Annotated in this window: 23 protein-coding genes and 1 pseudogene; 6 read left to right on the top strand and 18 right to left on the bottom strand. The window is 71.8% G+C overall.

The features are described 5' to 3' along the window. Positions 1–72 precede the first annotated feature (72 nt). The 4 genes from eccE to rarD all read left to right on the top strand — a co-directional run bounded on the left by eccE (position 73) and on the right by rarD (position 3,838). Positions 73–1,881: a type VII secretion protein EccE gene (gene eccE / locus GA0070621_RS25320; RefSeq protein ID WP_091200434.1), complete on the top strand. Its 1,809-nt coding sequence runs from the start codon at positions 73–75 to the stop codon at positions 1,879–1,881. Between the two features lie 65 nt (positions 1,882–1,946). Beyond that, positions 1,947–2,333 (top strand): phage holin family protein, encoded by a 387-nt coding sequence (locus tag GA0070621_RS25315; protein ID WP_091200432.1) that lies wholly within the window; start codon positions 1,947–1,949, stop codon positions 2,331–2,333. A gap of 93 nt (positions 2,334–2,426) precedes the next feature. Then, positions 2,427–2,915 (top strand): GNAT family N-acetyltransferase, encoded by a 489-nt coding sequence (locus GA0070621_RS25310; RefSeq protein WP_091200430.1) that lies wholly within the window; start codon positions 2,427–2,429, stop codon positions 2,913–2,915. After that, positions 2,912–3,838 carry an EamA family transporter RarD gene (gene rarD / locus GA0070621_RS25305; protein ID WP_091200429.1) on the top strand — a complete coding sequence of 309 codons (927 nt, stop codon included), beginning with the start codon at positions 2,912–2,914 and terminating at the stop codon, positions 3,836–3,838. Before GA0070621_RS25310 ends, rarD begins: the two co-directional genes overlap by 4 nt. Here rarD and GA0070621_RS25300 read toward each other — a convergent pair whose 3' ends face one another. Beyond that, positions 3,839–4,528, bottom strand: coding sequence for an anti-sigma factor family protein (locus GA0070621_RS25300; RefSeq protein ID WP_091200427.1), 690 nt, complete (start codon positions 4,526–4,528; stop codon positions 3,839–3,841). Further along, the gene (locus GA0070621_RS25295; RefSeq protein WP_231921100.1) at positions 4,525–5,019 is read right to left on the bottom strand and encodes a sigma-70 family RNA polymerase sigma factor; all 495 of its coding nucleotides are present in this window, start codon (positions 5,017–5,019) and stop codon (positions 4,525–4,527) included. Before GA0070621_RS25295 ends, GA0070621_RS25300 begins: the two co-directional genes overlap by 4 nt. 235 nt (positions 5,020–5,254) lie before the next feature. Between GA0070621_RS25295 and GA0070621_RS25290 the strand changes: the two genes are divergently transcribed. Next, on the top strand, positions 5,255–7,372 hold the full coding sequence (locus GA0070621_RS25290) for a PhoX family protein (RefSeq protein ID WP_091200422.1): 2,118 nt from the start codon (positions 5,255–5,257) through the stop codon (positions 7,370–7,372). Positions 7,373–7,471: 99 nt separating this feature from the next. Here GA0070621_RS25290 and GA0070621_RS25285 read toward each other — a convergent pair whose 3' ends face one another. Beyond that, positions 7,472–8,254, bottom strand: a complete 783-nt coding sequence (locus GA0070621_RS25285) for an IclR family transcriptional regulator (protein ID WP_091200420.1) — start codon at positions 8,252–8,254, stop codon at positions 7,472–7,474. Between the two features lie 174 nt (positions 8,255–8,428). On the opposite strand from GA0070621_RS25285, the gene GA0070621_RS25280 reads away from it, so the two are divergent. Further along, positions 8,429–9,607, top strand: coding sequence for an MFS transporter (locus GA0070621_RS25280; RefSeq protein ID WP_091200418.1), 1,179 nt, complete (start codon positions 8,429–8,431; stop codon positions 9,605–9,607). An 8-nt stretch (positions 9,608–9,615) separates the two neighbouring features. On the opposite strand, the gene GA0070621_RS25275 is transcribed toward GA0070621_RS25280, so the two are convergent. From GA0070621_RS25275 to GA0070621_RS25205, 15 genes and pseudogenes are all read right to left on the bottom strand, one after another. Further along, positions 9,616–10,698 carry a polyprenyl synthetase family protein gene (locus GA0070621_RS25275; protein ID WP_091200415.1) on the bottom strand — a complete coding sequence of 361 codons (1,083 nt, stop codon included), beginning with the start codon at positions 10,696–10,698 and terminating at the stop codon, positions 9,616–9,618. 88 nt (positions 10,699–10,786) lie between these two features. Continuing rightward, positions 10,787–12,340 carry an NADH-quinone oxidoreductase subunit NuoN gene (gene nuoN / locus GA0070621_RS25270; protein WP_091200413.1) on the bottom strand — a complete coding sequence of 518 codons (1,554 nt, stop codon included), beginning with the start codon at positions 12,338–12,340 and terminating at the stop codon, positions 10,787–10,789. After that, entirely contained in the window at positions 12,337–13,869 is a 1,533-nt protein-coding gene (locus GA0070621_RS25265; RefSeq protein ID WP_091200411.1) for an NADH-quinone oxidoreductase subunit M, read from the bottom strand. Before GA0070621_RS25265 ends, nuoN begins: the two co-directional genes overlap by 4 nt. Positions 13,870–13,933: 64 nt before the next feature. Beyond that, the gene (gene nuoL, locus GA0070621_RS25260; RefSeq protein ID WP_091202838.1) at positions 13,934–15,868 is read right to left on the bottom strand and encodes an NADH-quinone oxidoreductase subunit L; all 1,935 of its coding nucleotides are present in this window, start codon (positions 15,866–15,868) and stop codon (positions 13,934–13,936) included. Between the two features lie 26 nt (positions 15,869–15,894). Beyond that, complete coding sequence (gene nuoK, locus GA0070621_RS25255; protein ID WP_073834091.1) at positions 15,895–16,194, bottom strand: NADH-quinone oxidoreductase subunit NuoK; 300 nt, start codon at positions 16,192–16,194, stop codon at positions 15,895–15,897. A 58-nt stretch (positions 16,195–16,252) separates the two neighbouring features. Further along, entirely contained in the window at positions 16,253–17,023 is a 771-nt protein-coding gene (locus GA0070621_RS25250; protein ID WP_091200409.1) for an NADH-quinone oxidoreductase subunit J, read from the bottom strand. Further along, on the bottom strand, positions 17,020–17,595 hold the full coding sequence (gene nuoI, locus GA0070621_RS25245; protein ID WP_091200406.1) for an NADH-quinone oxidoreductase subunit NuoI: 576 nt from the start codon (positions 17,593–17,595) through the stop codon (positions 17,020–17,022). Before nuoI ends, GA0070621_RS25250 begins: the two co-directional genes overlap by 4 nt. 1 nt (position 17,596) lies before the next feature. Beyond that, a complete protein-coding gene (gene nuoH, locus GA0070621_RS25240; RefSeq protein ID WP_091200404.1) occupies positions 17,597–18,955 on the bottom strand; it encodes an NADH-quinone oxidoreductase subunit NuoH in 1,359 nt (452 codons plus the stop codon). Continuing rightward, positions 18,952–21,477 (bottom strand): NADH-quinone oxidoreductase subunit G, encoded by a 2,526-nt coding sequence (locus GA0070621_RS25235; RefSeq protein ID WP_091200402.1) that lies wholly within the window; start codon positions 21,475–21,477, stop codon positions 18,952–18,954. Before GA0070621_RS25235 ends, nuoH begins: the two co-directional genes overlap by 4 nt. Beyond that, positions 21,477–22,793, bottom strand: coding sequence for an NADH-quinone oxidoreductase subunit NuoF (gene nuoF / locus GA0070621_RS25230; RefSeq protein ID WP_091200399.1), 1,317 nt, complete (start codon positions 22,791–22,793; stop codon positions 21,477–21,479). Before nuoF ends, GA0070621_RS25235 begins: the two co-directional genes overlap by 1 nt. Continuing rightward, positions 22,793–23,491: pseudogene (gene nuoE, locus GA0070621_RS25225) on the bottom strand (NADH-quinone oxidoreductase subunit NuoE); the annotation flags it as partial. The pseudogene nuoE and the gene nuoF, both read right to left, overlap by 1 nt. 52 nt (positions 23,492–23,543) lie before the next feature. Then, a complete protein-coding gene (locus GA0070621_RS25220) occupies positions 23,544–24,872 on the bottom strand; it encodes an NADH-quinone oxidoreductase subunit D (RefSeq protein ID WP_091200397.1) in 1,329 nt (442 codons plus the stop codon). Then, positions 24,869–25,606, bottom strand: coding sequence for an NADH-quinone oxidoreductase subunit C (locus tag GA0070621_RS25215; RefSeq protein WP_091200395.1), 738 nt, complete (start codon positions 25,604–25,606; stop codon positions 24,869–24,871). The genes GA0070621_RS25220 and GA0070621_RS25215 overlap by 4 nt, the downstream gene beginning before the upstream one ends. After that, positions 25,603–26,280 (bottom strand): NuoB/complex I 20 kDa subunit family protein, encoded by a 678-nt coding sequence (locus GA0070621_RS30570; protein WP_089004430.1) that lies wholly within the window; start codon positions 26,278–26,280, stop codon positions 25,603–25,605. The genes GA0070621_RS25215 and GA0070621_RS30570 overlap by 4 nt, the downstream gene beginning before the upstream one ends. A gap of 13 nt (positions 26,281–26,293) precedes the next feature. Next, positions 26,294–26,659 (bottom strand): NADH-quinone oxidoreductase subunit A, encoded by a 366-nt coding sequence (locus GA0070621_RS25205; protein ID WP_091200392.1) that lies wholly within the window; start codon positions 26,657–26,659, stop codon positions 26,294–26,296. Positions 26,660–26,707 lie beyond the last annotated feature (48 nt).

Below are 26,707 nucleotides of genomic sequence, written 5' to 3'. Positions count from 1 at the left end.
CTCCCCTGTGGACAACGAAGGCTTACGATGTGCCACGCCAACGTCACGCGACGAACAGGCGGAGGAGGCGCGGTGACGGCGACCACTTCCGGGCGGCCGGCGCCGACCTCCGGGCGCCCACCGCAGTGGACCCGTCCCGTCCCCGGCGTACGCGCGGGACAGGTGGCGGCGGCGCAGGTCGCGGTGGCGCTGCTGGCCGCGGCCGTCGGCCGGGGAGCGGTGGCCACCGTGGCCGCCGCGCTGTCGGCGGCGCTGCTGCTGCCCGCCGCCTGGGTGCGGTTCCGCGGCTGGTGGCTCTACGAGTGGCTGCCGGTGGGGCTGGCACACCTGACCCGCCGGCGGTCGCTGCCGGCGGCCTCCGGGGCGGGTGCGGTGCTGGAACTGGCGGCTCCCGGGGCGACCGTGCGTCCGGCGGACCTCGCCGGCGAGCCGGCCGCCGTGGTCGACGACGCCGGCGGGATGACCGCGCTGCTGGAGATCGGCGACCCCGGCGACCTGCTCGGCGACGGCCCGCAGGCCCTTCCCGCGCCACGGACCCTGCTGCCGCCGCCGGCCCCGGAGAGCCCCCCGGTCCGGCTCCAGCTGCTGCTCTCCGCCTCCCCCGCTCCGGCGCCGGCCGTCGCCGTGGGCGCGGCCGGGGCGTCGTACCGTCAGCTCACCGACGGGCGGCTGGCGGGCCGGGCCCGAGCGGTGCTGGCCGTCCGGGTGCTGCGGGCCGACGGCTGGTCGGACGAGGAGCTGCGCCGGGCCCTCTCCGGCACGGTACGGCGGATCGTCCGCCGGCTCGGCCCGCTGACCGGCCGGCCGCTGGGCGGGGCGGCGGCACTCCGGGTGATCGCCGAGCTGGCCCACCACGACGCCGGCGCGCCGGTGCGCGAGACCTGGTCGGCGCTGGCGGTGGGCGGGCTGGCGCAGGCCACCTGGCGGCTGCGGCGCTGGCCGGATCCGCGTACCGACGCGGGGCGGCGGCTGGTGCCCGGACTGCTCGCCCTGCCGGCCACCGCCACCACCGTCTCGCTCAGTGTCGGTCCGCGCGCCGGCGCCGACACCGCGCCGGTCCCGGCCGAGCTGACCGTACGCCTGGCCGCCGGGACCGCCGTGGAGCTGTCCGCCGCCGAGCGGGCGCTGCGCCGGCTCACCGGCGACCTCGGCGCGGAGATCCGCCGGCTCGACGGCGAACAACTGGCCGGCCTGGCCGCCACCCTGCCGCTGGCGGCGGCCCGGGCCACGACCACGCCGGCCCCGGCCGAGCTGGACACGCTGGAACTCGACCTCGGCGAGTCCGGCCTGATGGTGGGCGCCAACCGGCAGGGCGGCCCGGTGACCGTACGCCTCTTCCGCCCTGGGACGACCCGGCTGCTGCTGGTCGGCGGGGTACGCGCCGCGCAGCTCATGGCGCTGCGGGCGCTGGCGCTGGGCGCTCGGGTGGTGGTGCAGACCACCCGGCCACGGGCGTGGGAGCCGTTCGTACGCGGTGTGGGCGGCCCCGGCGGGGCGGTGCCGCTGATCCCGCCCGGGCGGCCGGTCGGCGGCGCGTCGGGCTCGCCGCTGCACCCGTTGCTGCTGGTGGTCGACGCCGGACCGGTGCCGCCGGAGGCGGGACCGGTCGCCGCCTGGCGATCCGTCCTGGTGGTGCGGGACGAGCTCACCCCGGCCGACACGGCGGCGCTGGCCCGGGCCGACCTGGCGATCCTGCAACCGCTCGATCCGAGCGAGGCGGCGCTGGCCGGCGCGGCCCTGGGCCTGGGCGGCTCGGCGGAGTGGCTCACCCGGATCCGGGACGAGATGGTCGCCGTGGTGAACCGCCGGGCGCTGCGTTGGGCGCTGCTGTCGCCGACGCCGATCGAGTCGCAACTGGTCGGGCGCCCGATCCGCCGCTGATCCGGCCGCGATCCGTCGATCTTCACGGGTTCCGCTGGTGGACGGAGCGTGGCACGATCCCGGCCATGGATTTCCTGAAGGGTCTTCTGATCAGGCTGGCCTCGACGGCGGTGGCCTTCTGGCTGGCCACTCTGCTCATCTCGGGCATCACCCTGAACGCCGAGACGGTCGCCGACAAGGTGCTCACGCTGTTGCTGGTCGCGGCGATCTTCGGGGTGGTCAACGCGGTGCTCCAGCCGATCATCAAGACGGTCGGCTGCGGCTTCTACCTGCTCACTCTCGGCCTGATCGCACTGGTGGTCAACGGCCTGCTCTTCCTGCTGACGAGCTGGATCGCCGGTCAGGCCGGGCTGCCGTTCCACGTGGACGGCTTCTGGCCGGCCGCGGTGCTGGGCGCACTCCTCGTCAGCATCGTGACCTGGCTCCTCGGCACCGTCCTCGACCGCGACTGACCGGCTACACCCGCCGATTCCCGCCCACCGGTCAGGCCAGTGGGCGGGAATTGGCTGGTGAGGGGCGGGGAGACCGGCACTAGCGTGGCAGGGGTGTTCACCCTGACCCGCCCCGACGGCTACCAGCTCAGCACCGATCCGGCGCGGCTCGACCTCGACCGGGTGCACCGCTGGCTCGCCACGGACGCGTACTGGGCGATCGGGCGGGAGCGGGAGACGGTCGAGCGGGCCTTCGCCGGCTCGCTCGGTTTCGGCGTCTACCGGCCGGGCGACGGGCAGCAGGTGGCGGTGGCGCGGGTGGTCACCGACCGGGCCACCTTCGCCTGGCTCTGCGACGTCTACGTGGACCGGACCGCCCGGGGTCTGGGGCTGGGCACCTGGCTGGCCGGCGCGGTCCGCGACCACCTGGCCGAGCTGGGCGTACGCCGCGTCGTGCTGGCCACCGCCGACGCGCACGGGGTGTACGCCAAGGTCGGCTTCACCCCGGTTGAGCCGGGCCAGTGGATGCAGCTCGACGCGCGGGTGACGCCGGTCACCGGAAAGGAGCAGGGGGCCGCTTCACCACTTACTGTGGAGCCGTGAACCAGACCCGCCTCGGTTACCTGTACGGCCTCGGCGCGTACCTGATCTGGGGTTTCTTCCCGATCTACCTGAAACTGCTCCGGCCGGCCGGGCCGGTGGAGATCCTCGCCCACCGGATCGTCTGGTCGGTGGTGTTCGTGGCCCTCGTGCTGGCCGCGATGCGCAACATCGGCTTCCTGCGGGCGCTGGCCCGACGGCCCCGGGCGCTCGCCGCCGTCGGCGCGGCCGCCGCGTTGATCGCCGTGAACTGGGGCACCTACATCTACGGGGTGAACTCCGACCGGGTGGTGGAAACCGCCCTCGGCTACTTCATCAACCCGCTGGTCATCGTGCTGATCGGGGTCTTCCTGCTACGCGAGCGGCTGCGCCCGGCGCAGTGGGCGGCGCTCGGCGTGGGCGGCCTCGCCGTGGCGGTGCTGACCGTCGACTACGGCCGGCCGCCCTACCTGGCGCTCGTGCTGGCCTTCAGCTTCGCCGGGTACGGCCTGGTCAAGAAGCGGCTGGCGCTGCCCGCCGCCGAGGGGCTCTTCGTCGAGTCGGCGGTGCTGGCGCTGCCGGCGCTGGCGTACCTGGGCTGGCTGACCCGCGACGGCGCGGCGACGTTCGGGCAGGTCTCCGCCGGGCACACCGTGCTGCTGGTGCTGGCCGGCGCGGTCACCGCGATCCCGCTGCTGCTCTTCGCCGGGGCGGCGAACCGCCTGCCGCTGTCCACCCTCGGCATGTTGCAGTACGTCGGCCCGATCCTCCAGCTCGGCTGCGGGGTGCTGATCTACCACGAGCCGATGCCGCCGGCCCGGCTGGCCGGCTTCGCCCTGGTCTGGCTCGCCCTGGTGGTGTTCACCGCGGACGCCCTGCGCAACGCCCGCCGCACCCGCGCCGCCGCGCGGTCCGCCACCACCCCGGTCCCCGCCCCGACCCACTGATCAGCGGACGTCGTAGGCGAGGACGGGGGTCCCGTCGGCGCGTAGCAGTTCGAGACGGACCAGCTCACCCCGGGTGAACCGGGTGGCGCCGGTGAACCGCAGGTCGTCGCCGGGCGCGGCCAGCCAGGAGCCGATCTGCTCCGTCGCGCCGTCCGGGCCGTGCGCCACCAGCCGGAAGGTGTACGCCTCGCGGTGCCCCGCCTGCCGGTCGTACCCGCAGCGCATGGTGACCTCGGTGCCCCAGTCGGCGGCGGTCAGCCCGATCTCGGCGTGCACCGGGACCGGGCCGGCGACCGGGCGCATCGCGGCCAGGGGCACCGGCGGGGCCGACGGGGCCGACGGACGGAGCAGGGCCACCCCGCCGACCCCGACCAGCACGGCGAGGACGGCCGCGGCGAGCGCGGTCAGCGCGTACCTTCGCCGGGACCGGGACCGCTCGCGACGCCGTTGCCTCCGCGCGGCGTCGAGCAGCGCGGGCACCCGGGAGGTCTCCGCCGCCGACGGCAGGAACTGTTCCAGCCCGGCCGGGTCGAGCCGCCCCAGCAGGCCGGGCAGCACGGCGATCTCGGCCACCGCCTCGCGGCAGTCGGCGCAGCCGGCCAGATGCCGCTCGTAGGCGGCCCGTTCGGCGGGGGCGAGGGCGCCCAGCACGTACGCGCCGTCGTCGTACGCGAACTCGCAGCGGGTCATCCGGTCACCCCCATCTCGGCCAGCACCAGCCGTAGTGAGCGCAGCGCGTAGTGGGTGCGCGACTTCACCGTGCCCGGCGGCACGCCCAGCCGGGCCGCGGCCTCCGCCACCGACCGCCCCTGGTAGAAGCACTCGATCAGCACCTCGCGGTGGGTCGGGCTGAGCCGGTTCAGCGCCTCGGCGACGGTCCACGCCTCCACCGCGCGCTCCGCCTCGTCGACCGTCTCGGCGGGCTCCGGCAGCTCGTCGGTGTAGACCTCACCGATCCGGGTGGAGCGGCGCCGCCAGGCGTCGATGGCCAGGTTCCGCGCGGTGGTGAACAGCCAGGCCCGGATCGAGCCCCGGCGCGGATCCAGCGCCTCGGGGTGCCGCCAGGCCCGGAGCAGCGTCTCCTGCACCAGGTCCTCGGCGCGCGACCGGTCGCCGTTGACCAGCCGCAGGGCGTGCGCGTAGAGCGCGTCGGCGTGTTCGTCGTGCAGCGCGCGCAGCAGTTGGGCGTCGTGGTCGCTGATGACGGTCTCCTCGCTCCCGTACGGCGAGTCCAGCGTGCCTTCGCCGAGGGATACGCGCGACGGAGCCGTTCGGTTCAGCCCGGCTCGCCGCGCGGGTGTTCACATCCGGTTCACGTCCGTGCCGGCCGCAGCTCACCGTGCCCTGGCAGCCTCCGCCCCGTACGCCGGCGGGCGCTCCGCGGCCTGCCACCGACGTCCTATCAGGAGGCCCTCCATGAGCGACCGTCCCCGGCTGCTCCCGTTGCTGGGTGCCACCCGCCACGGCAGCCGCGACGCCATGACCTGCCTGTACCGCTGCGGCAACGCGTGCGACCACCCGGTGCCGAACCCGTCGGACAACCCGTACTTCGGCGACCTGGTCGAGGCCGAGGTCTCCCGCCGAGGGGTGGTCCGGGCCGGCGCGGTCGGCGCCCTGGTCCTCGGCTTCGGCGGCACCGTCGCGGGTGCTCTGGCCGGCGCGGCCCCGGCCGCCGCCGCGCCCGCCGCCCCGGCCGTTCCCGGCGCCGCCGGGGCCGGCACGCCGACGGGCGGGGTGGGCAGCGGCGCGCTGACCTTCAAGCCGATCCCGCCGAACCGGCTCGACACCCTGGTCGTTCCGAACGGGTACGACCACGCGGTCGTGATCAAGTGGGGTGACCCGGTCGTCCCGGACGCGCCCGAGTTCCGGGTGCACGGCCAGACCGCCGCCGCCCAGGCCAAGCAGTTCGGCTACAACAACGACTTCGTCGGCGTGCTGCCGATCGACCGGAAGCGGGCGCTGCTCGTGGTCAACCACGAGTACACCAACGAGGACCTGATGTTCCCCGGCTTCACCGGCCTGGACGCGCTCTCGGTGGAGCAGCTGCGGGTGGCGATGGCCGCGCACGGCATGTCCGTGGTCGAGTTGGAGCGGGTGGAGAGCACCGGGCAGTGGCGGCCGGTACGCAACGGCCGCAGGTACAACCGGCGGGTGACCGCGCTGGCCACGAAGTTCGAGCTGACCGGTCCGGCCGCCGGCTCGGCCTGGCTGTGCACCGCCGCCGACCCGAAGGGTCGTACGGTGATCGGCACGTTGAACAACTGCGCCGGCGGGGTCACCCCGTGGGGCACCGTGCTCTCCGGCGAGGAGAACTTCAACCAGTACTTCGTCGGCGGCGACGCTGCGCCGGAGGCGCTGAAGCCGAAGCTGGCCCGGTACGGCATCCCGACCGACGTGCGCTACCCGAGCGGCAGCCGCAAGTGGGACCGCGCCGACGAGCGCGTCGACCTGGCGAAGCACCCCAACGAGGCGCACCGGTTCGGCTGGATCGTCGAGATCGACCCGTTCGACCCGGACAGCAAGCCGCGCAAGCACACCGCGCTGGGCCGGTTCAAGCACGAGGGCGCCAACGTGATCGTGGCGAAGGACGGCCGCGTGGTCGCGTACATGGGCGACGACGAGCGGTTCGACTACCTCTACAAGTTCGTCTCGGACAAGAAGTTCATGTCGGGCAGTTCCACGGTCGCCCGCCGGCACAACCTGACCCTGCTGGAGTCCGGCACGCTCTACGTGGCCGCCCTGGAGGGGAACAGCGCCGCCGAGATCGACGGCACCGGCACGCTCCCCACCGACGGCGCATTCGACGGCCGGGGCCGGTGGATCAAGCTGGTCAGCGGCAACCGCTCGTACGTCGACGGGATGACCGCGGCCGACGTGCTCACCTTCACCCGTCTCGCCGCGGACAAGGTCGGCGCGACCAAGATGGACCGCCCGGAGGACGTCGAGCCGAGCGAGCTCACCGGCAAGGTGTACGTGGCGCTGACCAACAACACCGACCGGGGCAAGGCCGGCAAGGCGCCCGCCGACGAGGCGAACCCGCGCAACCTCAACAAGCACGGGCAGATCCTGGAGCTGGTCGAGGACCGGGGCGACAACACCGCCGAGTCCTTCGCCTGGTCGCTGCCGATCGTCTGCGGCGACCCGACCGACCCGTCCACCCACTTCGCCGGGTACGACAAGAGCAAGGTCTCGCCGATCTCCTGCCCGGACAACGTCGCCTTCGACACCACCGGCAACCTCTGGATCGCCACCGACGGCAACGCCCTGGGCAGCAACGACGGCCTCTTCGCCACCGCGCTGGAGGGGCCCGAGCGGGGCCACCTGAAGCAGTTCCTCACCGTGCCGTACGGCGCGGAGACCTGCGGCCCGTTCATCACGAAGGACAACCGCTCGGTCTTCGTGGCGGTGCAGCACCCGGGCGAGATCACCGGTGCGACGGTGGAGAACCCGGCCTCCACCTGGCCGGACGGCGACTTCGCCAAGCCCGCCGTGGTGGTCACCTGGCGCCTCGACGGCGGCCCGATCGGCAGCTGACCTCTCCTCCGGGCGGTTCGGCGCTGGACCGCCCCCGAAGGGCCCCCTTCCCCGCCGGGAGGGGGCCCTTCGGCGTGACCGGGGTTCGATCGGCTCGGGTCAGTGCTCGGTGGCGAGGCCGTCGGCGATCGCGCGAGCCGCGCTGAGCAGCTTGGCCCGGACCACCCGGGCGGAGGTCATCATCTCGCTGGCCGGTAGCGCGCAGGCCAGCACCACCCGGCGCTCGATGTCCTTGTCCGGGGTGACCAGCACGGCCGCGCAGGCCACCCCCTGGCGGAACTGCCCCAGCTCCAACTGCATGCCGCGCCGGTCACCGGCGGCCAGGTCGGCCTCGAACGCCTCGGGGGTGGTCAGGGTGGCGCTGGTGAACGGGCGCATGCCGTACTCGCGCAGGTAGCGGACGCGCTGGTCGGCGGTGAGCGTGGCGAGCAGGCTCTTGCCGAGGGCCGTGGCGTGCGCCCCCTCGTCGAAGCCCGGCACCAGGTCCTCCAGGTACGGCGAGCGCGGCCCCTCGGCGACCGCCGTGACGGCCACCTGGCCGCCCACGAAGCGCCCCAGGTAGTGGCTCCAGCCGGTGTCCCCCGCCGCCCGCCGCAGCGACTCGCCGACCGCGGGCGGCCCCCGGAACGCGGTCACCAGCTCCCGGTACCGGTCGGCCACCTCCAACCCGACGATGTACGTCCCGTCCTCCCGCCGGATCACGTAGCCCTCGTACGCCAGGGTGCGCACCAGGTGGTACGTGGTGGCGACGGTCAGCTCGCACCGACGGGCGATCTGCTTGACGGTGAGTCCCCTCGGCGCACGGCCGACCGACTCGAGCACTCGAAGCGCGCGGGAGACACTTCGGATCAGGTCCGAAGGTTCCGCCAAGGGGTCGCGCACAACCACCTCCGCCGCCGGGGACTTACACCATATGAAAAACAGGCCGAGTGCGAAATGCCTGTTCGGGTCGAGGATGCCAGATCACCGGGCACAGCCCGTGCACCGACAGACACGATCAGCTGCTAAAACATGACGGCCGCCACCGAAACACGACCGGCGTAGGTTTGGCTCACCATGACCGACACCGCGCTACGCCCCGCACCCCCCTCGTCCCGGTCCACCATCCGCGTCAGCGCGGGTGCCGTCGCCACCACGATCGCCTGCGTCCTGCCGGTCTTCCTGCTCGGCGGCCTCGCCGTGCAGATGGGTCACGATCTCCGCTTCTCCCCCGCCGGGCTGGGCCTGGCCGTGTCGGTGTACTTCGGGATCAGCGCGCTGGCGTCGGTCCCCTCCGGTGTGCTCGTCGAGCGGTACGGCGCGGCCGTGGTGGCCCGCGCCGGCATCCTGCTCTCCGCCGGCTCGCTGCTGGCCGTGGCGGGGCTGGCCCGGTCGTACCCGGTGCTGGTCGGCCTGCTCGGGCTCAGCGCCGCCGCGAACGCGCTCGGGCAGCTCGCCAGCAACGTCGCGCTGGCCCGGCATGTGCCCGCCCACCGGCAGGGGCTCTCCTTCGGCGTGAAGCAGGCGGCCATCCCGGTCTCCACCCTGCTGGCCGGCGCGGCGGTGCCCACCGTCGCACTGACCGCCGGCTGGCGTTGGGCGTTCGTGGCCGCCGCCGGGGCCGCGCTGGCCGCGCTGCCGGCCGTACCCCGGGCGGAGGGCGACCGGGGGCGGCGCTCGGCCGCCCGGCCGGCTGGTGGGGCCAGCGGGGCCCTGGTGGTGGTCGGCCTGGCCGCCACCCTGGCGGCGGGCGCCGCGAACGCGCTGGGCACCTTCGTGGTGGACTCGTCGGCCGGACGCGGGCTGTCACCGGCCCTGGCCGGCCTCACCCTGACCCTGGGCAGCGCGGTCTGCGTGGTGGCTCGGGTCGGTGCCGGCTGGCTCGCCGACCGCCGGGCCACCGGGCACGTCGCGCTGATCGCCGGGATGCTGGTGGTCGGCGCGGTCGGGCTGGCCCTGCTGGCCCTGGCCGGCGCCGTGCCGCTGGTGGCCGGCGTGGTGCTCGGCTTCGGGCTCGGCTGGGCCTGGCCCGGGCTGATGAACTTCGCGGTGGTCAAGCTCCACCCGCAGGCCCCGGCCGCCGCCACCTCGATCACCCAGACCGGGGTGTACGCGGGCGGCTGCCTCGGCCCGCTGGGCCTCGGCGCCGTGGCCGGTCAGCTCGGCTACCCCAGCATGTGGGCGACGGCCGCGGTCGCCATGCTGGTGGCCGCCGTCCTCATGCTCGCCGCCAGCCGCCTCCTGTCCCGCCGCTAGCGGGTCGGTCAGCTGGTGCGGTCGGCGATGTAGTCGCAGAGGGATTCGAGTGCGCTGCGGGCCGGGCCGTCGGGCAGCGGGGCGAGCCGGGCGCGGGCGTCCTCGGCGTAGCCGCGGACCGTCTCCCGGGCACGCTTGAGCGCGGGGGACTCGCGGAGCAGGCCGAGCGCCTCGGCGTGCAGCGCCTCGTCGACCAGCGGACCGGTGGCCAGGATCTCCCGCAGCCGCACCGAGGCGGCGTCGGAGTCGTCCGAGGCGAGCGCGTAGAGCACCGGCAGGGTCGGTACGCCCTCCCGCAGGTCGGTGCCCGGCGTCTTGCCGGACTGCATCGACTCGGAAGCGATGTCGAGCAGGTCGTCGGAGAGCTGGAAGGCCACCCCGATGATCTCGCCGTACCCGGCCAGGGCCTCGATGTGCTCGGCGGAGGCACCGCCGAACATGCCGCCGAAGCGGGCCGAGGTGGCGATCAGCGACCCGGTCTTCTCGGCGATGACCTGGAGGTAGTGCGCGACCGGGTCGGCGTCGCGCGGGCCGACCGTCTCGGCGATCTGCCCGTGCACCAGCCGGGCGAAGGTGCGGGCCTGGAGGCGTACGGCCTCGGGGCCGAGGTCGGCCGCGATGTCCGCGGCCCGGGCGAAGAGGTAGTCGCCGACCAGGATCGCGACCGAGTTGGTCCAACGGGAGTTGGCGCTCGGGGCGCCCCGCCGCACGGCCGCCTCGTCCATCACGTCGTCGTGGTAGAGCGTCGCCAGGTGAGTGAGCTCCATCACCACGGCGGCCGGTACGACCTGCGCGCAGGTCGGGTCACCGAACTGGGCGCCCAGCGCCACCAGCAGCGGCCGGAACCGCTTCCCCCCGGCCTCGAGCAGGTGCCGGGCCGCCTCGGTGACGAGCGGGTCGGCGCTGGCCACGCTGGCCCGCAACTCGCTCTCGACCTGGTCAAGCAGCCCCAGCACGGACGCCTCGACGCGCGGGTCGGCGAGGTCCAGGCCGAGCGCGCCGAACTGACCCGTGCCGTCCGGCCTCCGACGACCGCCGGAGCCGGTGACACCTGAACGCTCGCCAGCCGGAATCACCACGCCTTCCACCATGCCACACCCGTTCGACCAGCCCGGAAAGGGGATACGAACCGGGGGCCGGCACGCCACGGCGTACCGGCCCCCGGAGGGAGAACGACTGTCATCGCACGAATTCGGCGGCACCGTTGGCCAGGTCGAGCAGCGGTGCCGGGGCGACCCCCAGGACCAGGGTGGCCAGTACCCCGATGACCAGGGCCGCCGAGGTGAGCGCGCCCGGAATGGCGACGGTCGGGGTCGACTCGCCCGGCTCGGAGAGCCACATCATCACCACGACCCGCAGGTACGGGAAGGCCAGCACCATGCTGGTCAGCACACCGGCGATCACCAGCCAGGTCTGGTTCGCGTCCAACGCCGGCGCGAAGATCGCGAACTTGCTGGTGAACCCGCTGGTGAGCGGGATACCGGCGAAGGCCAGCAGGATGAAGGTGAAGATCGCGGCGAAGAACGGCGACCGGCGGCCCAGCCCGGCCCAGCGGGACAGGTGGGTGGCCTCCCCGTCGGCGTCCCGGACCAGGGTCACCACGGCGAACGCGGCGAGCACCGAGAAGCCGTACGCGACCAGGTAGAACATCGTGCCGGAGAGCCCGTCCTTGCTCGGCGCGAGCACGCCCACCAGCAGGTAGCCGGCGTTCGCGATCGACGAGTACGCCAGCAGCCGCTTGATGTCGGTCTGGGTGACCGCCAGGACCGCGCCGACCAGCATGGTCAGCACCGCCAGCGCGCCGAGCACCGGGGTGAAGTCCCAGGCGGCCCCGGCGAAGGCGACGTGGAAGACCCGCAGCAGGGCGCCGAAGGCGGCGACCTTGGTGCAGGCGGCCATGAAGCCGGTCACCGGGGTCGGAGCGCCCTGGTAGACGTCCGGCGTCCAGACGTGGAACGGTGCGGCGGCGGCCTTGAAGAGCAGGCCGATCGCGAGCAGCGCCATGCCGGCGAAGAGCAGCACCTGGCTGGACGAGGACTCGGTGACCGCGACGTGCACGGTGGCGAAGTCGACGCCGGCCGACCGGCCCGGCACGCCCGAGGTGAAGCCGTAGATCAGCGCCACGCCGAACAGGAAGAACGCCGAGGCGTACGCGCCGAGCATGAAGTACTTCAGCGCGGCCTCCTGGCTCAGCAGCCGCCGGCGACGGGCCAGCGCGCAGAGCAGGTAGAGCGGCAGCGAGAAGACCTCGAGCGCGATGAACATGGTCAGCAGGTCGTTCGCCGCCACGAAGATCAGCATGCCGCCGATCGCGAACGTGGTCAGCGGGTACACCTCTGTGGTGCCGCCGGCCCGCTCGGCCTGCCGCCGGTCGTCGACCGAGTCGGCGGTGACCGCGGCGTGGGCCACGAAGGCCCCGCCCCGCTCCACCGCCCGCTCACCGATCAGCAACAGCGCCATCGCGGCCAGGATGAGGATCGCACCCTGGAGGAAGAGCGTCGGCCCGTCCACCGCGATGGCCTGACCGGCGGTGAGCAGCCGGTCGTCGGCGTTGAGGATCACCATGGTCAGCGCGGCGAACACGGCCGCCAGGGCGAGCAGCAGCTGCACCGGGTTGCGCAGGCGCCGCGGCACGAACGCCTCGACCAGGACGCCGAACAGCGCCGCACCCAGCATGATCAGGATCGGAGCGAGCGCCGCATAGTCGATCGACGGCAACTTCAACTCGGTCATTTCGCGGCCTCCTGGACGCTGCCGACCGTCGGGGCGGGGTCGGTCCGACCGACGTCCTGCATGGTCGCCTTGACGGCAGGGTTGATGACATCGGTGACCGGCTTGGGATAGAAGCCGAGCAGCACGATCAGCGCGATCAGCGGGGCGACCACGATCTTCTCGCGCAGGCTGAGGTCACGGCGCATGCCCTCCACCTCGGTCAGGGCCGGGTTGAGGGTGCCCTGGGTGGTGCGCTGCACCATCCACAGCACGTACGCCGCGGCCAGGATGATGCCGAGCGTGGCGATCACCGCGACCGGCTTGTTGGTGGTGAACGTGCCGATCAGCACCAGGAACTCGGAGATGAACGGCGCGGTGCCGGGCAGCGCCAGCGACGCGAGACCGGCGAAGAAGAGCACCCCGGCCAGCACCGGCACCAGCTTGCCCGCGCCGCCGAAGTCGCTGATCAGCGCCGAGCCGCGGCGGGCGATCAGCATGCCCACCACCAGGAAGAGCAGGCCGGTGGCCAGACCGTGGTTGAGCATGTAGAGCACCGCGCCGGTGCCGGCCTGGGTGGTGAAGGCGAAGATGCCGACCCCGATGAAGCCGAAGTGCGCGATCGAGGTGTACGACACCAGCCGCTTGAGGTCGTTCTGCCCGACCGCCAGCAGCGCGGCGTAGATGATGCCGATCAGGCCCAGCGCCAGCGCCCACGGGGCGAACCACCTCGACGCCTCGGGGAAGAGCGGCAGGCAGTACCGCAGGATCCCGAAGGTGCCGACCTTGTCCAGCACGCCGACCAGCAGCGCCGCCGCGCCGGCCGGGGCCGCGCCACCGGCGTCCGGCAGCCAGGTGTGGAACGGGAAGAACGGCGCCTTGATCGCGAACGCGAGGAAGAAGCCGAGGAACAGCCAGCGGGCCGTGTTGGTGGCGATCTCGGCCTGGCTCAGCGCCTGCCAGTCGAAGGTCTTCCCACCGACCACCCAGAGGCCGATCACCGCGGCCAGCATGAACAGGCCGCCGACCAGGGAGTAGAGGAAGAACTTGACCGCCGCGTACTGCCGCTGGTGGCCGCCGTAGCTGCCGATGAGGAAGTACATCGGCACCAGCATGACCTCGAAGAACACGTAGAACAGGAAGACGTCGGCGGCGGCGAAGACGCCGATCATCGTGCATTCGAGGATGAGCAGCAGCGCGAAGTAGACCGGCACCGAACGCTTCGACGACTCGGCGTCGTGCCAGGAGGCCAGGATCACCAGCGGCACCAGGATCGCGATCAGCATCAGCATGACCAGCGCGATGCCGTCGGCCGCGAAGGTGAAGTTGACCCCCCAGTTCGGGATCCACGCGTACGACTCGCGGAACTGGAACCGGTCACCGTCGGCCTGGAAGGCGATCCACATGACCACCGACAGCACCAGGACCAGCAGCGACCAGCCGAACGCCACCAGTTTGGCCAGGTCCGGCCGGCGGCGTGGCAACAGTGCCACGACCAGGGCGCCGACCAGCGGTGCCACGGTCAGCACCGAGAGGAACGGGAAGTTGGACATTATTCGGCCTTACCTCCGTCGTGACTGCGTGGCCCGCCGGCGGGGGCGGCCGCGTTGAGGTCGATCACGCCAGCCACCCCGCCTGCACGGCCAGGAACGCCGCCACCACGAGCAGCGCACCGGTCAGGATCGAGGTCGCGTACGACCGCACGAAACCGGTCTGCAGCCGCCGGAGCCGGCCCGAGCCCCCGCCGACCGCGGCGGCCAGGCCGTTGACCAGCCCGTCGACGCCCCGGTTGTCGAGGAAGACCAGCGCCCGGGTGAGGAAGATGCCCGGCTTCTCGAAGACCGCCTCGTTGACGGCGTCCGTGTAGAGGTTCTTGCGGGCGGCGGTGACCAGCACGCCGGCCGGCTGCGGCTCGGTGGCCGTGCCGTTGCGGAACAGCATCCAGGCCAGTCCGGCGCCGAGCACGGTGATCAGGATCGACAGCACGGTGATCAGCCAGTGCGCGAGGACCGGTTCGTGCTCCGCGTGCTCGCCGCCGAGGCCGGCGGTGGCGGTGAGCCAGTCCGGCACGGTGGTGGCCATCAGCGCGCCGGCCGCGATCGAGCCGATCGCCAGCAGGATCAGCGGGACCGTCATCAGCCTCGGCGACTCGTGCGGGTGCTCGATGTCCTCGGTCCAGCGGGCCGGGCCGTGGAAGGTGAGCACGAAGAGCCGGGTCATGTAGAAGGCGGTGAGCCCGGCGCCGAGCAGCGCGGCGCCACCGAACAGCCAGGACGTCCAGTCCCCCCGCTCGAACGCCGCCGCGATGATCGGCTCCTTCGAGAAGTAGCCGGAGAGCGGCGGGATGCCGATGATGGCCAGCCAGCCCATCATGAAGGTCAGCCAGGTGACCTTCATGTGCTTCGCCAGCGCGCCGAAGCGGCGGATGTCCACCTGGTCGTGCATGCCGTGCATGACCGAGCCGGCGCCGAGGAACATGTTGGCCTTGAAGAAGCCGTGCGCCAGCAGGTGCACGATGGCCAGCGCGTACGCCGCGCCGCCCAGGCCGACGCCGACGAACATGTAGCCGATCTGGCTCACCGTGGACCAGGCCAGCACCCGCTTGATGTCGTCCTTGGCCGCGCCGATGAGGCAGCCCATCAGCAGGGTGACCGCGCCGACGCTGACCACCACGAGCTGGAGCGTCTCGTTCGCCGAGAAGATCGGGTTGGAGCGGGCGATCAGGTAGACGCCCGCGGTGACCATGGTGGCCGCGTGGATGAGCGCGGAGACCGGGGTCGGGCCCTCCATCGCGTCCGGCAGCCACGCCTGGAGCGGGAACTGGCCGGACTTGCCGGTCGCGCCGAGCAGCAGCAGCAGGCCGAGCACCAGCACCGTGGTCTGGCTCAGCGCGCCGACCCCGTTGAACACGTCGTCGTACTGCGTGCTGCCGAGCTGGGCGAACAGGACGAAGATGCCGATGGCCAGGCCGGCGTCGCCGACCCGGTTCATCAGGAACGCCTTCTTGCCGGCGGTGGCCGCGCTCGGCCGGCCGTACCAGAAGGAGATCAGCAGGTACGACGCCAGACCGACGCCCTCCCAGCCGAAGTAGAGCATCACGTAGTTGTTGCCGAGCACCAGCAGCAGCATCGCGGCGACGAAGAGGTTGAAGTACCCGAAGAACCGTCGCCGGCCCTCGTCGTGCGCCATGTACTCGACCGCGTAGAGGTGGATCAGGAAGCCCACCCCGGTGATCAGCAGAACGAAGACCGCGGCCAGCGGGTCGAAGAGCAGCCCGAAGTCCACCTTGAGGTCGCCGACCGTGATGAACTGCCAGAGGCTCAGCTGGACCTGCTTGTTCTCCAGGCCGCGGAGCTGGAGGAAGTAGGTCAGGCCGAGCACGAAGGCGGCGCCGATCGCGCCCACCCCCAGCCAGTGGCCCCAGCGGTCCGCCCGCCTGCCGAGCAGCAGCAGGATCGCCGCGCTGACCAGCGGTACGGCCACCAGCAGCCAGACGCTGCCGAGCAGCCCGCCCGCCTGAGCGAAGGTGACTGCACCCTCCGGGGCGGCCATCAGAATCTCATCCACCGGTGGACCCCTCAGTACTTCAGCAGGTTGGCGTCGTCGACGCTCGCCGAGCGCCGAGTCCGGAAGATCGACATGATGATCGCGAGCCCGACCACGACCTCGGCCGCCGCCACCACCATCACGAAGAACGCCATGATCTGGCCGTTCAGGTCACCGTTGATCCGGCTGAAGGTGACCAGCGTCAGGTTGGCCGCGTTGAGCATCAGCTCGACGCACATGAACAGCACGATCGCGTTACGCCGGATCAGCACGCCGACGGCGCCGATGGTGAACAGCACCGCCGCGAGGATCAGGTAGTAGTCCGGGGTCACTGCTGAGCCAGCCTTTCGTTCGCGACTGCGGGGCTCCGCTTCGCTGCACTCCTCGCGCTCACCGCTCAGTCCCCTTCAGAGAGGTCTCCTCGGCCGTCAGCTCCCGGACCGGCAGGATCTCCGGAATGCTGCGGTCGGACAGCCGGCCGTCGGGCAGGCGGGCCGGGGTGGCCACCGAGGAGGACGTGGCGAAGACACCCGGGCCGGGCTTCGGGCCGGGGTAGTTGCCGGGGCGGAACCGGGCCTTCATCGTGGCGACCTGGTCCATCCGGTCCTCCTTACGCCGCTCCACGTGCGCCAGCACCATCGCGCCGACGGCCGCCGTGATCAGCAGCGCGGAGGTCAGCTCGAAGGCGAAGACGTACTTGGTGAAGAGCAGCCGGGCGATGCCCTCCACGTTGCCCTCCGCGTTCGCCTTGTCCAGGCCGACGGCCTGGACGCCCTCCATGGCCCGGTAGAGGCCGCTGCCGACCAGGCCCGCGAAGCCCAGACCGAGCACCACCGCGGCGACCCGCTGGCCGCGCAGCGTCTCGATCAGCGAGTCCGTGGAATCCCGGCCGACCAGCATCAGCACGAACAGGAAGAGCATCATGATCGCGCCGGTGTAGACGATGATCTGCACCATGCCGATGAACGGCCCGGCCTGCAGGACGTAGAACACGCCCAGGCAGAGCATGGTCAGCACCAGCCAGAGCGCCGAGTGCACCGCGTTACGCGCCCACACCATGCCGATCGCGCCGAGCAGCGCCAGCGGGGCGAGGATCCAGAAGGTCACCGCCTCGCCGCCGGAGACCTTGGCCGCCTCGGCGAGCACAGTCTGCGTGGTCATGCCGTGTCTCCCTTGCCAGCCGCGGCCGGGCTCATCGGCGAACGCTCGGCGCCGGCCGAAGTGCCCGGGTTGGTCAGCCCGCCGACGTAGTAGTCCTTCTCGCTCTCGCCCAGCCGCATCGGGTGCGGCGGCTGCTCCATGCCCGGCAGCAGCGGCGCGAGCAGCTGCTCCTTCGTGAAGATCAGATCCTGCCGGTTGTCCCGGGCCAGCTCGTACTCGTTGCTCATGGTGAGCGAACGGGTCGGGCAGGCCTCGATGCAGAGACCGCAGAAGATGCACCGGGCGTAGTTGATCTGGTAGACGCTGGCGTACCGCTCGCCCGGGGAGAAGCGCTGCTCCTCGGTGTTGTCGCCACCCTCGACGTAGATCGCGTCCGCCGGGCAGGCCCAGGCACACAGCTCGCAGCCGATGCACTTCTCCAGGCCGTCCGGGTGCCGGTTGAGGATGTGCCGCCCGTGGTAGCGCGGCGCCGCGACCGGCGGCTTGAACGGGTAGTCGGTGGTGACGACCTTCCTGAACATGTGCGAGAAGGTGACCCCGAAGCCCTTGAACGTTCCGGTGATCGTGCCCACGTCACACCTCCCTGCTGGGGTCCGAGCCGGCGACGACGTTGGCCGGCTCCCGCTCGGCGACCACGCGCACGGTGCGCGGGCTCGGCGGTACCTGAAGATCCATCGGAGGCAGCGGGAAGCTGCCGTGCGGACGGCTGTTGACCTGCTCCTGGAGCGTCGGCTTCGGCTCCTTCTTCTTGCTCGGCCAGAAGAGCGTGGCCAGCAGCAGCACGCCCGCGCCGATGCCGGTGGCGAGCAGCCGGTCCTTGGTCTGCCAGTCCTCGATCGAGCGCAGCCCGCTCAGGACCAGGATCCAGACCAGGTTGATCGGCAGCAGGACCTTCCAGCCGAAGCGCATGAACTGGTCGTACCGGAGACGGGGCAGGGTGCCCCGCAGCCAGACGAAGACGAAGACCAGGAGGATCACCTTGCCGAAGAACCAGAGCATCGGCCACCAACCCGAGTTGGCGCCCGCCCACATGGTGATCGGCCAGGGTGCCCGCCAGCCGCCGAGGAACAGCGTGGTGGTGACCGCGGACATGGTCACCATCGAGACGTACTCGGAGAGCATGAAGAGCGCGAACTTCAGCGAGCTGTACTCGGTCATGAAGCCCGCGACCAGCTCCGACTCCGCCTCGGGCAGGTCGAACGGCGCCCGGTTGGTCTCACCCACGGTGGCGATGAAGAAGATGATGAAGCTCGGCAGCAGCAGGATCGCGTACCAGCCGGGGGCCTGGAGGTCGGCGCCGAAGAGGCTCAGGTGCGTGCCGTGCGCCTGCTTGGCGACGATCCCGCTGGTGGACATCGTGCCGGCGGTCATGAACACCGCCACGATGCTCAGCCCCATCGCGACCTCGTACGAGATCATCTGGGCGGTGGACCGGAGACCGCCGAGCAGCGGGTAGGTCGAGCCGGAGGCCCAACCGCCGAGCACGATGCCGTAGATGCCCATCGACGAGCAGGCCAGCAGCACCAGCACCGCCACCGGCACGTCGGTGACCTGGAGCGGCGTCCAGTGGCCGAAGATGCTGACCTGCGGACCGAACGGCACCACCGACAGCGCGGTGACCGCGCAGATCACCGAGATGGTCGGGGCGAAGAAGTAGACGACCTTGTCGGCGGCCCGCGGGAGGATGTCCTCCTTGAAGGCCATCTTGAGACCGTCGGCGAGCGTCTGCAGCAGGCCGAACGGGCCGACCTGGTTGGGTCCGGGCCGGACCTGCATGTAGCCGACGACCCGCCGCTCGAACCAGACGCCGAGCAGCGTGGCCAGCAGGCCGAAGACGAACGCGAAGACGATCTTGATCAGGACCAGCCACCACGGGTCGTGACCGAAGTCGGCAAGCGTCGGGTCCTGGGCGGCCAGGATGACCGGGCTCATTGAACACCCCCTGCGTTGAGGAGCGGACCCGGGTTACCGGCCGCGTCCGCGGCGACACGCCCGGCCGGGACGACCGCACCGGCGGAGACCTCTACGACCTCGCCGGCCGCCGCGCCGAGGCTGCGCCGGACGGTCGAGCCGGGCGAGTTGGTCGGCAGCCAGACCACACCGTCCGGCATCTCGGTGATCGCCGCCGGCAGGGTGACCGCCCCGCGGTCGGTGCCCACGGTCACCGGGTCGCCGTCGGCCACGCCGATCGCCTCGGCGGTGCCCTTGCCCAGCCGGACCACCGGCGGGCGGGCGGTGCCGGCCAGGTGCTCGTCGCCGTCGGTGAGGGCGCCCAGGTCGATCAGCTGGTGCCAGGTGGCCAGGACGGCCTGGCCCGCGCCCGGCTGCGGCACGGTGGCCGGCTCGACCATCGGCGCGGCCGGACGGTCCACCCGGGTCGGCGGCAGGGCGCCCAGTTCCCGGCGCACGCCGGCCACGTCACCGGTGCCGAGGCGGACGTCGAGCTGCGCGGCCAGCGCGTCGAGCACCCGGCCGTCGCTCATCGCCGCGGTGTCCAGCACCTTCTCGAAGGTCCGCAGCCGGCCCTCCCAGTCCAGGAAGCTGCCGGCCTTCTCGACCACCGGGGCGACCGGGAAGACCACGTCCGCCCGGCGGGCCACGGCGCTCATCCGCAGTTCCAGGCTGACCAGGAACGGCACCGCGTCCAGGGCCCGCTCGGCCAGGCGCGGGTCGGCCAGGTCGGCCGGGTCCACGCCGGCCACCACGAGGGCGCCGAGCTGGCCGTTGGCCGCCGCGGTGAGGATGCCGTCGGTGTCCCGGCCGGCCTGGCTCGGGATCACCCCGGCCGCGATGTCCCACGCCTCACCCAGCTCGGCGCGGGCGGCCGGCTCGGTGACCGGGCGGCCACCGGGAAGCAGGTTGGGCAGGCAGCCCGCGTCGACCGCGCCGCGGTCACCCGCGCGCCGCGGCACCCAGGCCAGCTTCGCACCGGTACGCCGGGCGACGTCCGCCGCGGCGGAGAGCCCGCCCGGCACCGCGCCCAGCCGCTCGCCGACGATCAGGATCGCCCCCGGCCGGCTCAGCGCCTCGGCCACCGTGGCGTGCTCGGCCAGCACGCTGGCCTCCTCGCCCGGCACCACCCGGGCCAGCTTGGCCCCGAGCTTCTCCAGGCCCGGGGTGGCGAACGGCGCGATCGCGTACACGGTGAGCTTGTTCTTCAGGTACGCCTTGCGCAGCCGCAGGAAGAGGACCGGGCACTCCTCCTCCGGCTCCAGGCCGACCAGCACCACCGCGGGCGCGTTCTCCACGTCCGCGTAGGTCACATCGGTGATGCCGGCGACCCGGCTGGCCAGGAAGTCGGCCTCCTCACGGGAGACCGGGCGGGCCCGGAAGTCGATGTCGTTGGTGTGCAGCGCGACCCGGGCGAACTTCGCGTACGAGTAGGCGTCCTCGACGGTCAGCCGGCCACCGGTCAGCACCGCCGTGCCCGACCCGCCGTCCCGGGCGGCGCGCAGCCCCTCGGCGGCCCGGGTCAGCGCCTCGCTCCAGGACGCCTCGCGCAGCTCACCGCTCCGCTCGTCGCGGACCAGCGGGGTGGTGAGCCGGTCGAACGCGCGGGTGTACTGGAAGCCCCAGCGGCCCTTGTCGCAGTTCCACTCCTCGTTCACCGCCGGGTCGTCGCCGGCCAGCCGGCGCAGCACCTTGCCGCGCCGCCAGTCCGTGCGCTGGGCGCAACCGGCCGAGCAGTGCTCGCAGACGCTCGGGGTGGAGACCAGGTCGAACGGGCGGGCCCGGAACCGGTACTGCGCGCCGGTCAGCGCGCCCACCGGACAGATCTGCACCGTGTTCCCGGAGAAGTACGAGTTGAACGGGACATCGCCGGCGCCTGCGCCGGCGCCATCGGCACTGCCCGCGTCGACCGCCCCGTACGCGTCGTCCCGGTAGATGTTGATCTCCTCGGCGGACGACCGGTTCATCAGGTCGATGAACTTGTCGCCGGCGATCTCCTCGGAGAACCGGGTGCAGCGCTGGCAGAGCACGCAGCGCTCGCGGTCGAGCAGCACCTGGCTGCTGATCGGCAGCGGCTTCGGGTACTCCCGCTTGTGCTCGTGGAAGCGGGAGTCCGTGCGGCCGGTGGACATCGCCTGGTTCTGCAGCGGGCACTCACCGCCCTTGTCACACATGGGGCAGTCCAGTGGGTGGTTGAGGAGCAGCAGCTCCATCACCCCCTCCTGGGCCTTCTTGGCGACCGGCGAGGTGAGCTGGGTGCGGACCACCATGCCCTCGGCCACGGTCTGGGTGCAGGAGGCGACCGGCTTGCGCTGCCCCTCCACCTCCACCAGGCACTGCCGGCAGGCACCGGCCGGGGCCAGCAGCGGGTGGTCGCAGAACCGCGGGATCTCGGTGCCCATCCGCTCGGCGACCCGGATCAGCAGCTCCCCCTTGGGCGCGGTGACCTGGACGCCGTCGATGGTGAGGGTGACGGTCTCAGTCTGCTTGGCTACGTCGGTCATCAGTGGGCTCCCACCAACTGCTTGTCGGAGAGCTTCGGCGCGGTACGTCCCTCGATGTAGTCGAGGTAGTCCTGCTTGAAGTACGTCAGCGACGAGGTCACCGAGCTGGTCGCACCGTCACCCAGACCGCAGAACGAGCGGCCGAGGATGTTGTCGCAGGTGTCGAGCAGGGTGTCCAGGTCCTCGTGGGTGCCCTGGCCGGCGAGGATCCGCCGGTAGACCCGGACCATCCAGTAGTTGCCCTCGCGGCACGGGGTGCACTTGCCGCACGACTCGTGGTGGTAGAACTCCAGCCACCGGTAGGTCGCGTACACCGGGCAGTCCTGGTCGGAGAAGATCTGCGTGGCCGTGGTGCCCAGGATCGAGCCGGCCGCCGCCACCCCCTCGAAGTCCAGCGGGACGTCGAGGTGCTCGGCGGTGAGCAGCGGGGTGGACGAGCCGCCCGGGGTCCAGAACTTCAGGTTGTGCCCGGGCCGCATCCCGCCGGCCAGCTCGATCAGCTCGCGCAGGGTGATCCCCATCGAGCACTCGTACTGGCCCGGGTTGGCGATCCGGCCGGAGAGCGAGTAGATCATCGGGCCGGAGGACTTCTCCGTACCCATGGTCTTCCACCAGTCCGCGCCGCCCAGCACGATGTACGGCACGCTGGCGATGGTGCCGACGTTGTTGACCACGGTCGGGCTGGCGTACAGGCCGTGGGTCGCCGGGAACGGCGGGCGCAGCCGGGGCTGGCCCCGGAAGCCCTCCAGCGAGTCCAGCAGCGCGGTCTCCTCGCCGCAGATGTACGCGCCGGCGCCGGAGTGCACCACCAGCTCCAGGTCGAACCCGCTGCCGAGGATGTTCCGGCCCAGGTAGCCCTTGGCGTGCGCCTCCTGCACGGCGTTGCGCAGCCGACGGGCGGCGTGCACCGCCTCACCGCGGATGTAGATGTACGCGCGGTTGGCCCGGATCGCGTACGACGCGATGATCACGCCCTCGACCAGCGAGTGCGGGTCGTGGGCCATCAGCGGCAGGTCCTTGCAGGTGCCCGGCTCGCCCTCGTCGGCGTTCACCACCAGGTAATGCGGCTTGCCGTCGCCCTGCGGGATGAACCCCCACTTGAGACCGGTCGGGAAGCCCGCGCCGCCGCGCCCGCGCAGCCCGGAGTCCTTGATCAGCTGGATCAGGTCGTCCGGGTGCGCCTTGAGCGCCTTGCGCAGGGCGGCGTAGCCGTCCAGCTTCTCGTAGGTGCCGACGCGCCAGGCGTCCGGCGACAGCCAGCGCTTGGTCAGCACCGGCGTGAGCTTGGCCAGCGTCTCCGGCCGAGGCGTCGTCACTTCTGAGCCTCCGCTTCCTTGCTGCGGATCGGGGTGTTCGGGTCGAACCCCGGCACCGAGATGCCGTGCTGCTCGGCCAGCCGCACGCCGCGCAGGGTCGGCTCGCCCGGCCCGCCGTCGGCGACGGCGCCCTCCCGCTCGTCGGCGAAGCCGGCGAGCTGGACGGCCATCTCCTTCAGGGTGCAGAGCCGCGCGCCCCGGGTCGGCATCGGCCGGCCACCGGCGCGCAGCTCCTCGACCACGCCGAGCGCGCCCTGCGGGTCGACGTTGTCGAAGAAGTCGTAGTTGACCGTCATCACCGGGCCGTAGTCGCACGCCGCCAGGCACTCGGCGTGCTCCAGGGTGATCTTCCCGTCCCCGGTGGTCTCGTCGTGCCCGACGCCCAGGTGCTCGGCCAGGGTGTCGTAGACCTCCTGCCCGCCCAGCACGTTGCACATCGTGTTGGTGCAGACGCTGACCAGGTAGTCACCGGTCGGCTTGCGCTTGTACATGGTGTAGAAGGTGGCGACCGCGCCGACCTGGGCCTTGTTCAGGCCGAGCACCTCGGCGCAGAACTCGACCCCGGCCGGGGAGACGTACCCCTCCTCGGACTGGACCAGGTGCAGCAGCGGCAGCAGCGCCGAGCGGGACCGGTCCGCCGGGTACCGGGCGATGATCTCCCGCGCCCGGGCCCGGGTTTCTTCCGTAAAGACACTCATCAGAGCCGCCTTCCGTTCGCGACTGCGGGGCTCGCAAGCTCACTCCTCGCGCTCACCGGTCACAACCACCCATCACGGGGTCCAGCGAGGCGCCACCGGCGATCACGTCGGCGATCAGACCGCCCTCGGCCATCGCCGGGAGCGCCTGGAGGTTGACGAAGCTCGGCTCCCGGTAGTGCACCCGGTACGGCCGGGTGCCGCCGTCGGAGACCGCGTGCACGCCCAGTTCGCCGCGGGGCGACTCGATGCCGACGTACACCTGGCCCGGCGGGACCCGGAAGCCCTCGGTGACGAGCTTGAAGTGGTGGATCAGCGACTCCATCGACTGACCCATGATCTTGGCGACGTGCTCCAGCGAGTTGCCCATGCCGTCGACGCCGATGGCGAGCTGCGCCGGCCAGGCGATCTTCTTGTCGGAGACCATCACCGGGCCGCGCTTGGCGAGCCGGTCCACCGCCTGCTCGACCAGCTTCAGCGACTCACGGATCTCGGCGAGCCGGACCTGGTAGCGGCCCCAGACGTCGCCGTCGGTGTGGGTCGGGACGTCGAACTCGTACGTTTCGTAGCCGCAGTACGGCATGGTCTTGCGCAGGTCCCAGGCGAGACCGGCGGAGCGGAGCACCGGGCCGGTGACGCCGAGCGCGACACAGGCGGTCACGTCGAGCACCGCCACGTTCTTGGTGCGCTCGGTCCAGATCGGCTGCCCGGAGAGGAGGTCCTCGTACTCCTTGAGCTTCTTCGGCATCATCTTGAGGAAGTTCCGGATCTTGACGATCGCGTCGTCCGGCACGTCCTGCGCCACCCCGCCCGGCCGCACGTACGCGTGGTTCATGCGCAGGCCGGTGATGGTCTCGAAGATGTCGAGGATGTACTCCCGCTCGCGGAAGCCGTACAGCATGATGGAGATCGCGCCCAGCTCCATGCCGGTCGTGGCCAGCCAGACCAGGTGCGAGGAGATCCGGTTGAGCTCCATCATCAGTACCCGGATGGTGTTGGCCCGCTCGGTGATGTCGTCGGTGATGCCGAGCAGCTTCTCGACCGCCAGCGCGTACGCCGTCTCGTTGAACAGCGGGGCGAGGTAGTCCATCCGGGTCACGAAGGTCGAGCCCTGGACCCAGTTGCGGTATTCGAGGTTCTTCTCGATGCCGGTGTGCAGGTAACCGATGACCGAGCGGGCCTCGCGGACCGTCTCGCCCTCCAGCTCCAGGATCAGCCGGAGCACGCCGTGCGTCGACGGGTGCTGCGGACCCATGTTGACGACGATCCGCTCGTCGTTGATCGGGTCCGTACCGGAGACGACCTGGTCCCAGTCCCCACCGGTGACGGTGAAGACCTTGCCCTCGGTGGTCTCGCGCTCGGTCGCGTAGTTCGACGTCGTCACTGGTAGGACCTCCTCCGGTCCGGCGGCGGAATTTCGGCGCCCTTGTACTCGACCGGGACGCCACCCAGGGGGTAGTCCTTGCGCTGCGGGTGCCCCTCCCAGTCGTCCGGCATGAGGATCCGGGTCAGGTTGGGGTGGCCGTCGAAGACGATGCCGAACATGTCGTACGTCTCCCGCTCCTGCCAGTCGGCGGTCGGGTAGACGCCGGTGACGCTCGGCAGGTGCGGGTCCTCGGCGGAGACCGCGGCCTCCAGCCGGACCCGACGCCGGTAGGTCATCGAGGTGAGCTGGTAGACGACGTGCAGCCGGCGCTCCTCCGCGCCCAGGTAGTCCACGCCGGACACCGAGGAGCAGAGCTCGAAGCGGAGCGCCAGGTCGTCACGCATCACCTGGCAGACCTCGGCGATCCGCTCCGGACGGACGTGCAGGGTCAGCTCACCCCGGTCGATCACGACCTTCTCGATCGCGTCGCCGAACTCGGGGTACGCCTCCTCCAGCGCGTCCCGGACCTCGTCGAAGTAGCCGCCGTACGGCCGGGGGCTCTCCTCGATCGGCTTGCGCGGGCGGACCAGTCCGCCGTAGCCGGAGACGTCGCCGCTGCCCTGCACGCCGAACATGCCGCGGCCGGCGGGGCTGGCCGGCGGGTGCTCGGCGGGCGCGCCGCCGGTGGCCCCGGCCGGGGTGACCGGAACCGGCACGCCCCCGTTGTTGGTCCTGTCGTCAGTCGCGCTCACTTCGGGCCCCCGTGCGGGTGGAGGTGGTTCTGGGCCTTCATCCAGTTCTCGATCCGCAACTGCTCCTCGCGCCCCTCGCGGACCGCCCTGGTCCACTCGGCGCGCCGGGCCTTGTCGTTGCGGTACGACGACGGCATCGAGCCGTACGGCACCACAGGCACGTCACCGCGCTCCTTGCGGGCCTCCAGCATCTTGCGGCCGTTCGGGCCCAGCGGCTCGTACATGATCTTCTCGCGGAGCTTGAGGACCGCGTCGATGAGCATCTCGGGCCGGGGCGGGCAGCCCGGGAGGTACATGTCGACCGGGACGACGTGGTCGACGCCCTGCACGATGGCGTAGTTGTTGAACATGCCGCCGCTGCTGGCGCAGACACCCATCGAGAGCACCCAGCGGGGCTCGGCCATCTGGTCGTAGATCTGGCGCAGGACCGGGGCCATCTTCTGGCTCACCCGGCCGGCCACGATCATCAGGTCCGCCTGCCGGGGCGAGGCCCGGAAGACCTCCATGCCCCAGCGGCCCATGTCGTAGTGCGGGCCACCGGCCGCCATCATCTCGATGGCGCAGCAGGCCAGGCCGAAGGTGGCGCCCCAGACGGACGACTTCCGCGACCAGTTGACCAGCTTCTCGACGGTGGTGAGCAGGACGCCGGAGGGAAGCTTCTCCTCGATGCCCATCTGCGTACCTCCCTCAGTCCCAGTCCAGGCCGCCGCGCCGCCAGACGTAGGCGTAGGCGACGAAGACCGCGACGATGAACAGGACCATCTCCACGAAGCCGAAGATCGGCAGGGCGTCGAAGGAGACCGCCCAGGGGTAGAGGAAGATGATCTCGATGTCGAAGACGATGAAGAGCATCGCCGTCAGGTAGAACTTGATCGGGAACCGGCCGCCGCCGACCGGCTGCGGGCTCGGCTCGATGCCGCACTCGTACGCCTCGAGCTTGGCCTTGTTCAGCCGCCGGGGGCCGGCGAGTCGGGCGGAGGCCACGGAGAACAGCGCGAATCCCGCGGCGAGGGCGAACAGCCCGATGATGGGTGCGTAAGGCGAGAGCGTCATCGTTGTCTCCTGCTCGTCCTTCCCTGACCTCGGTCGTTGGCGAAAATC

This window comes from Micromonospora narathiwatensis, assembly GCF_900089605.1.
Lineage (GTDB): Bacteria > Actinomycetota > Actinomycetes > Mycobacteriales > Micromonosporaceae > Micromonospora > Micromonospora narathiwatensis.
Note: the sequence above shows the minus strand (reverse complement) of the source record. Positions and strands in the feature narration are given on the sequence as shown.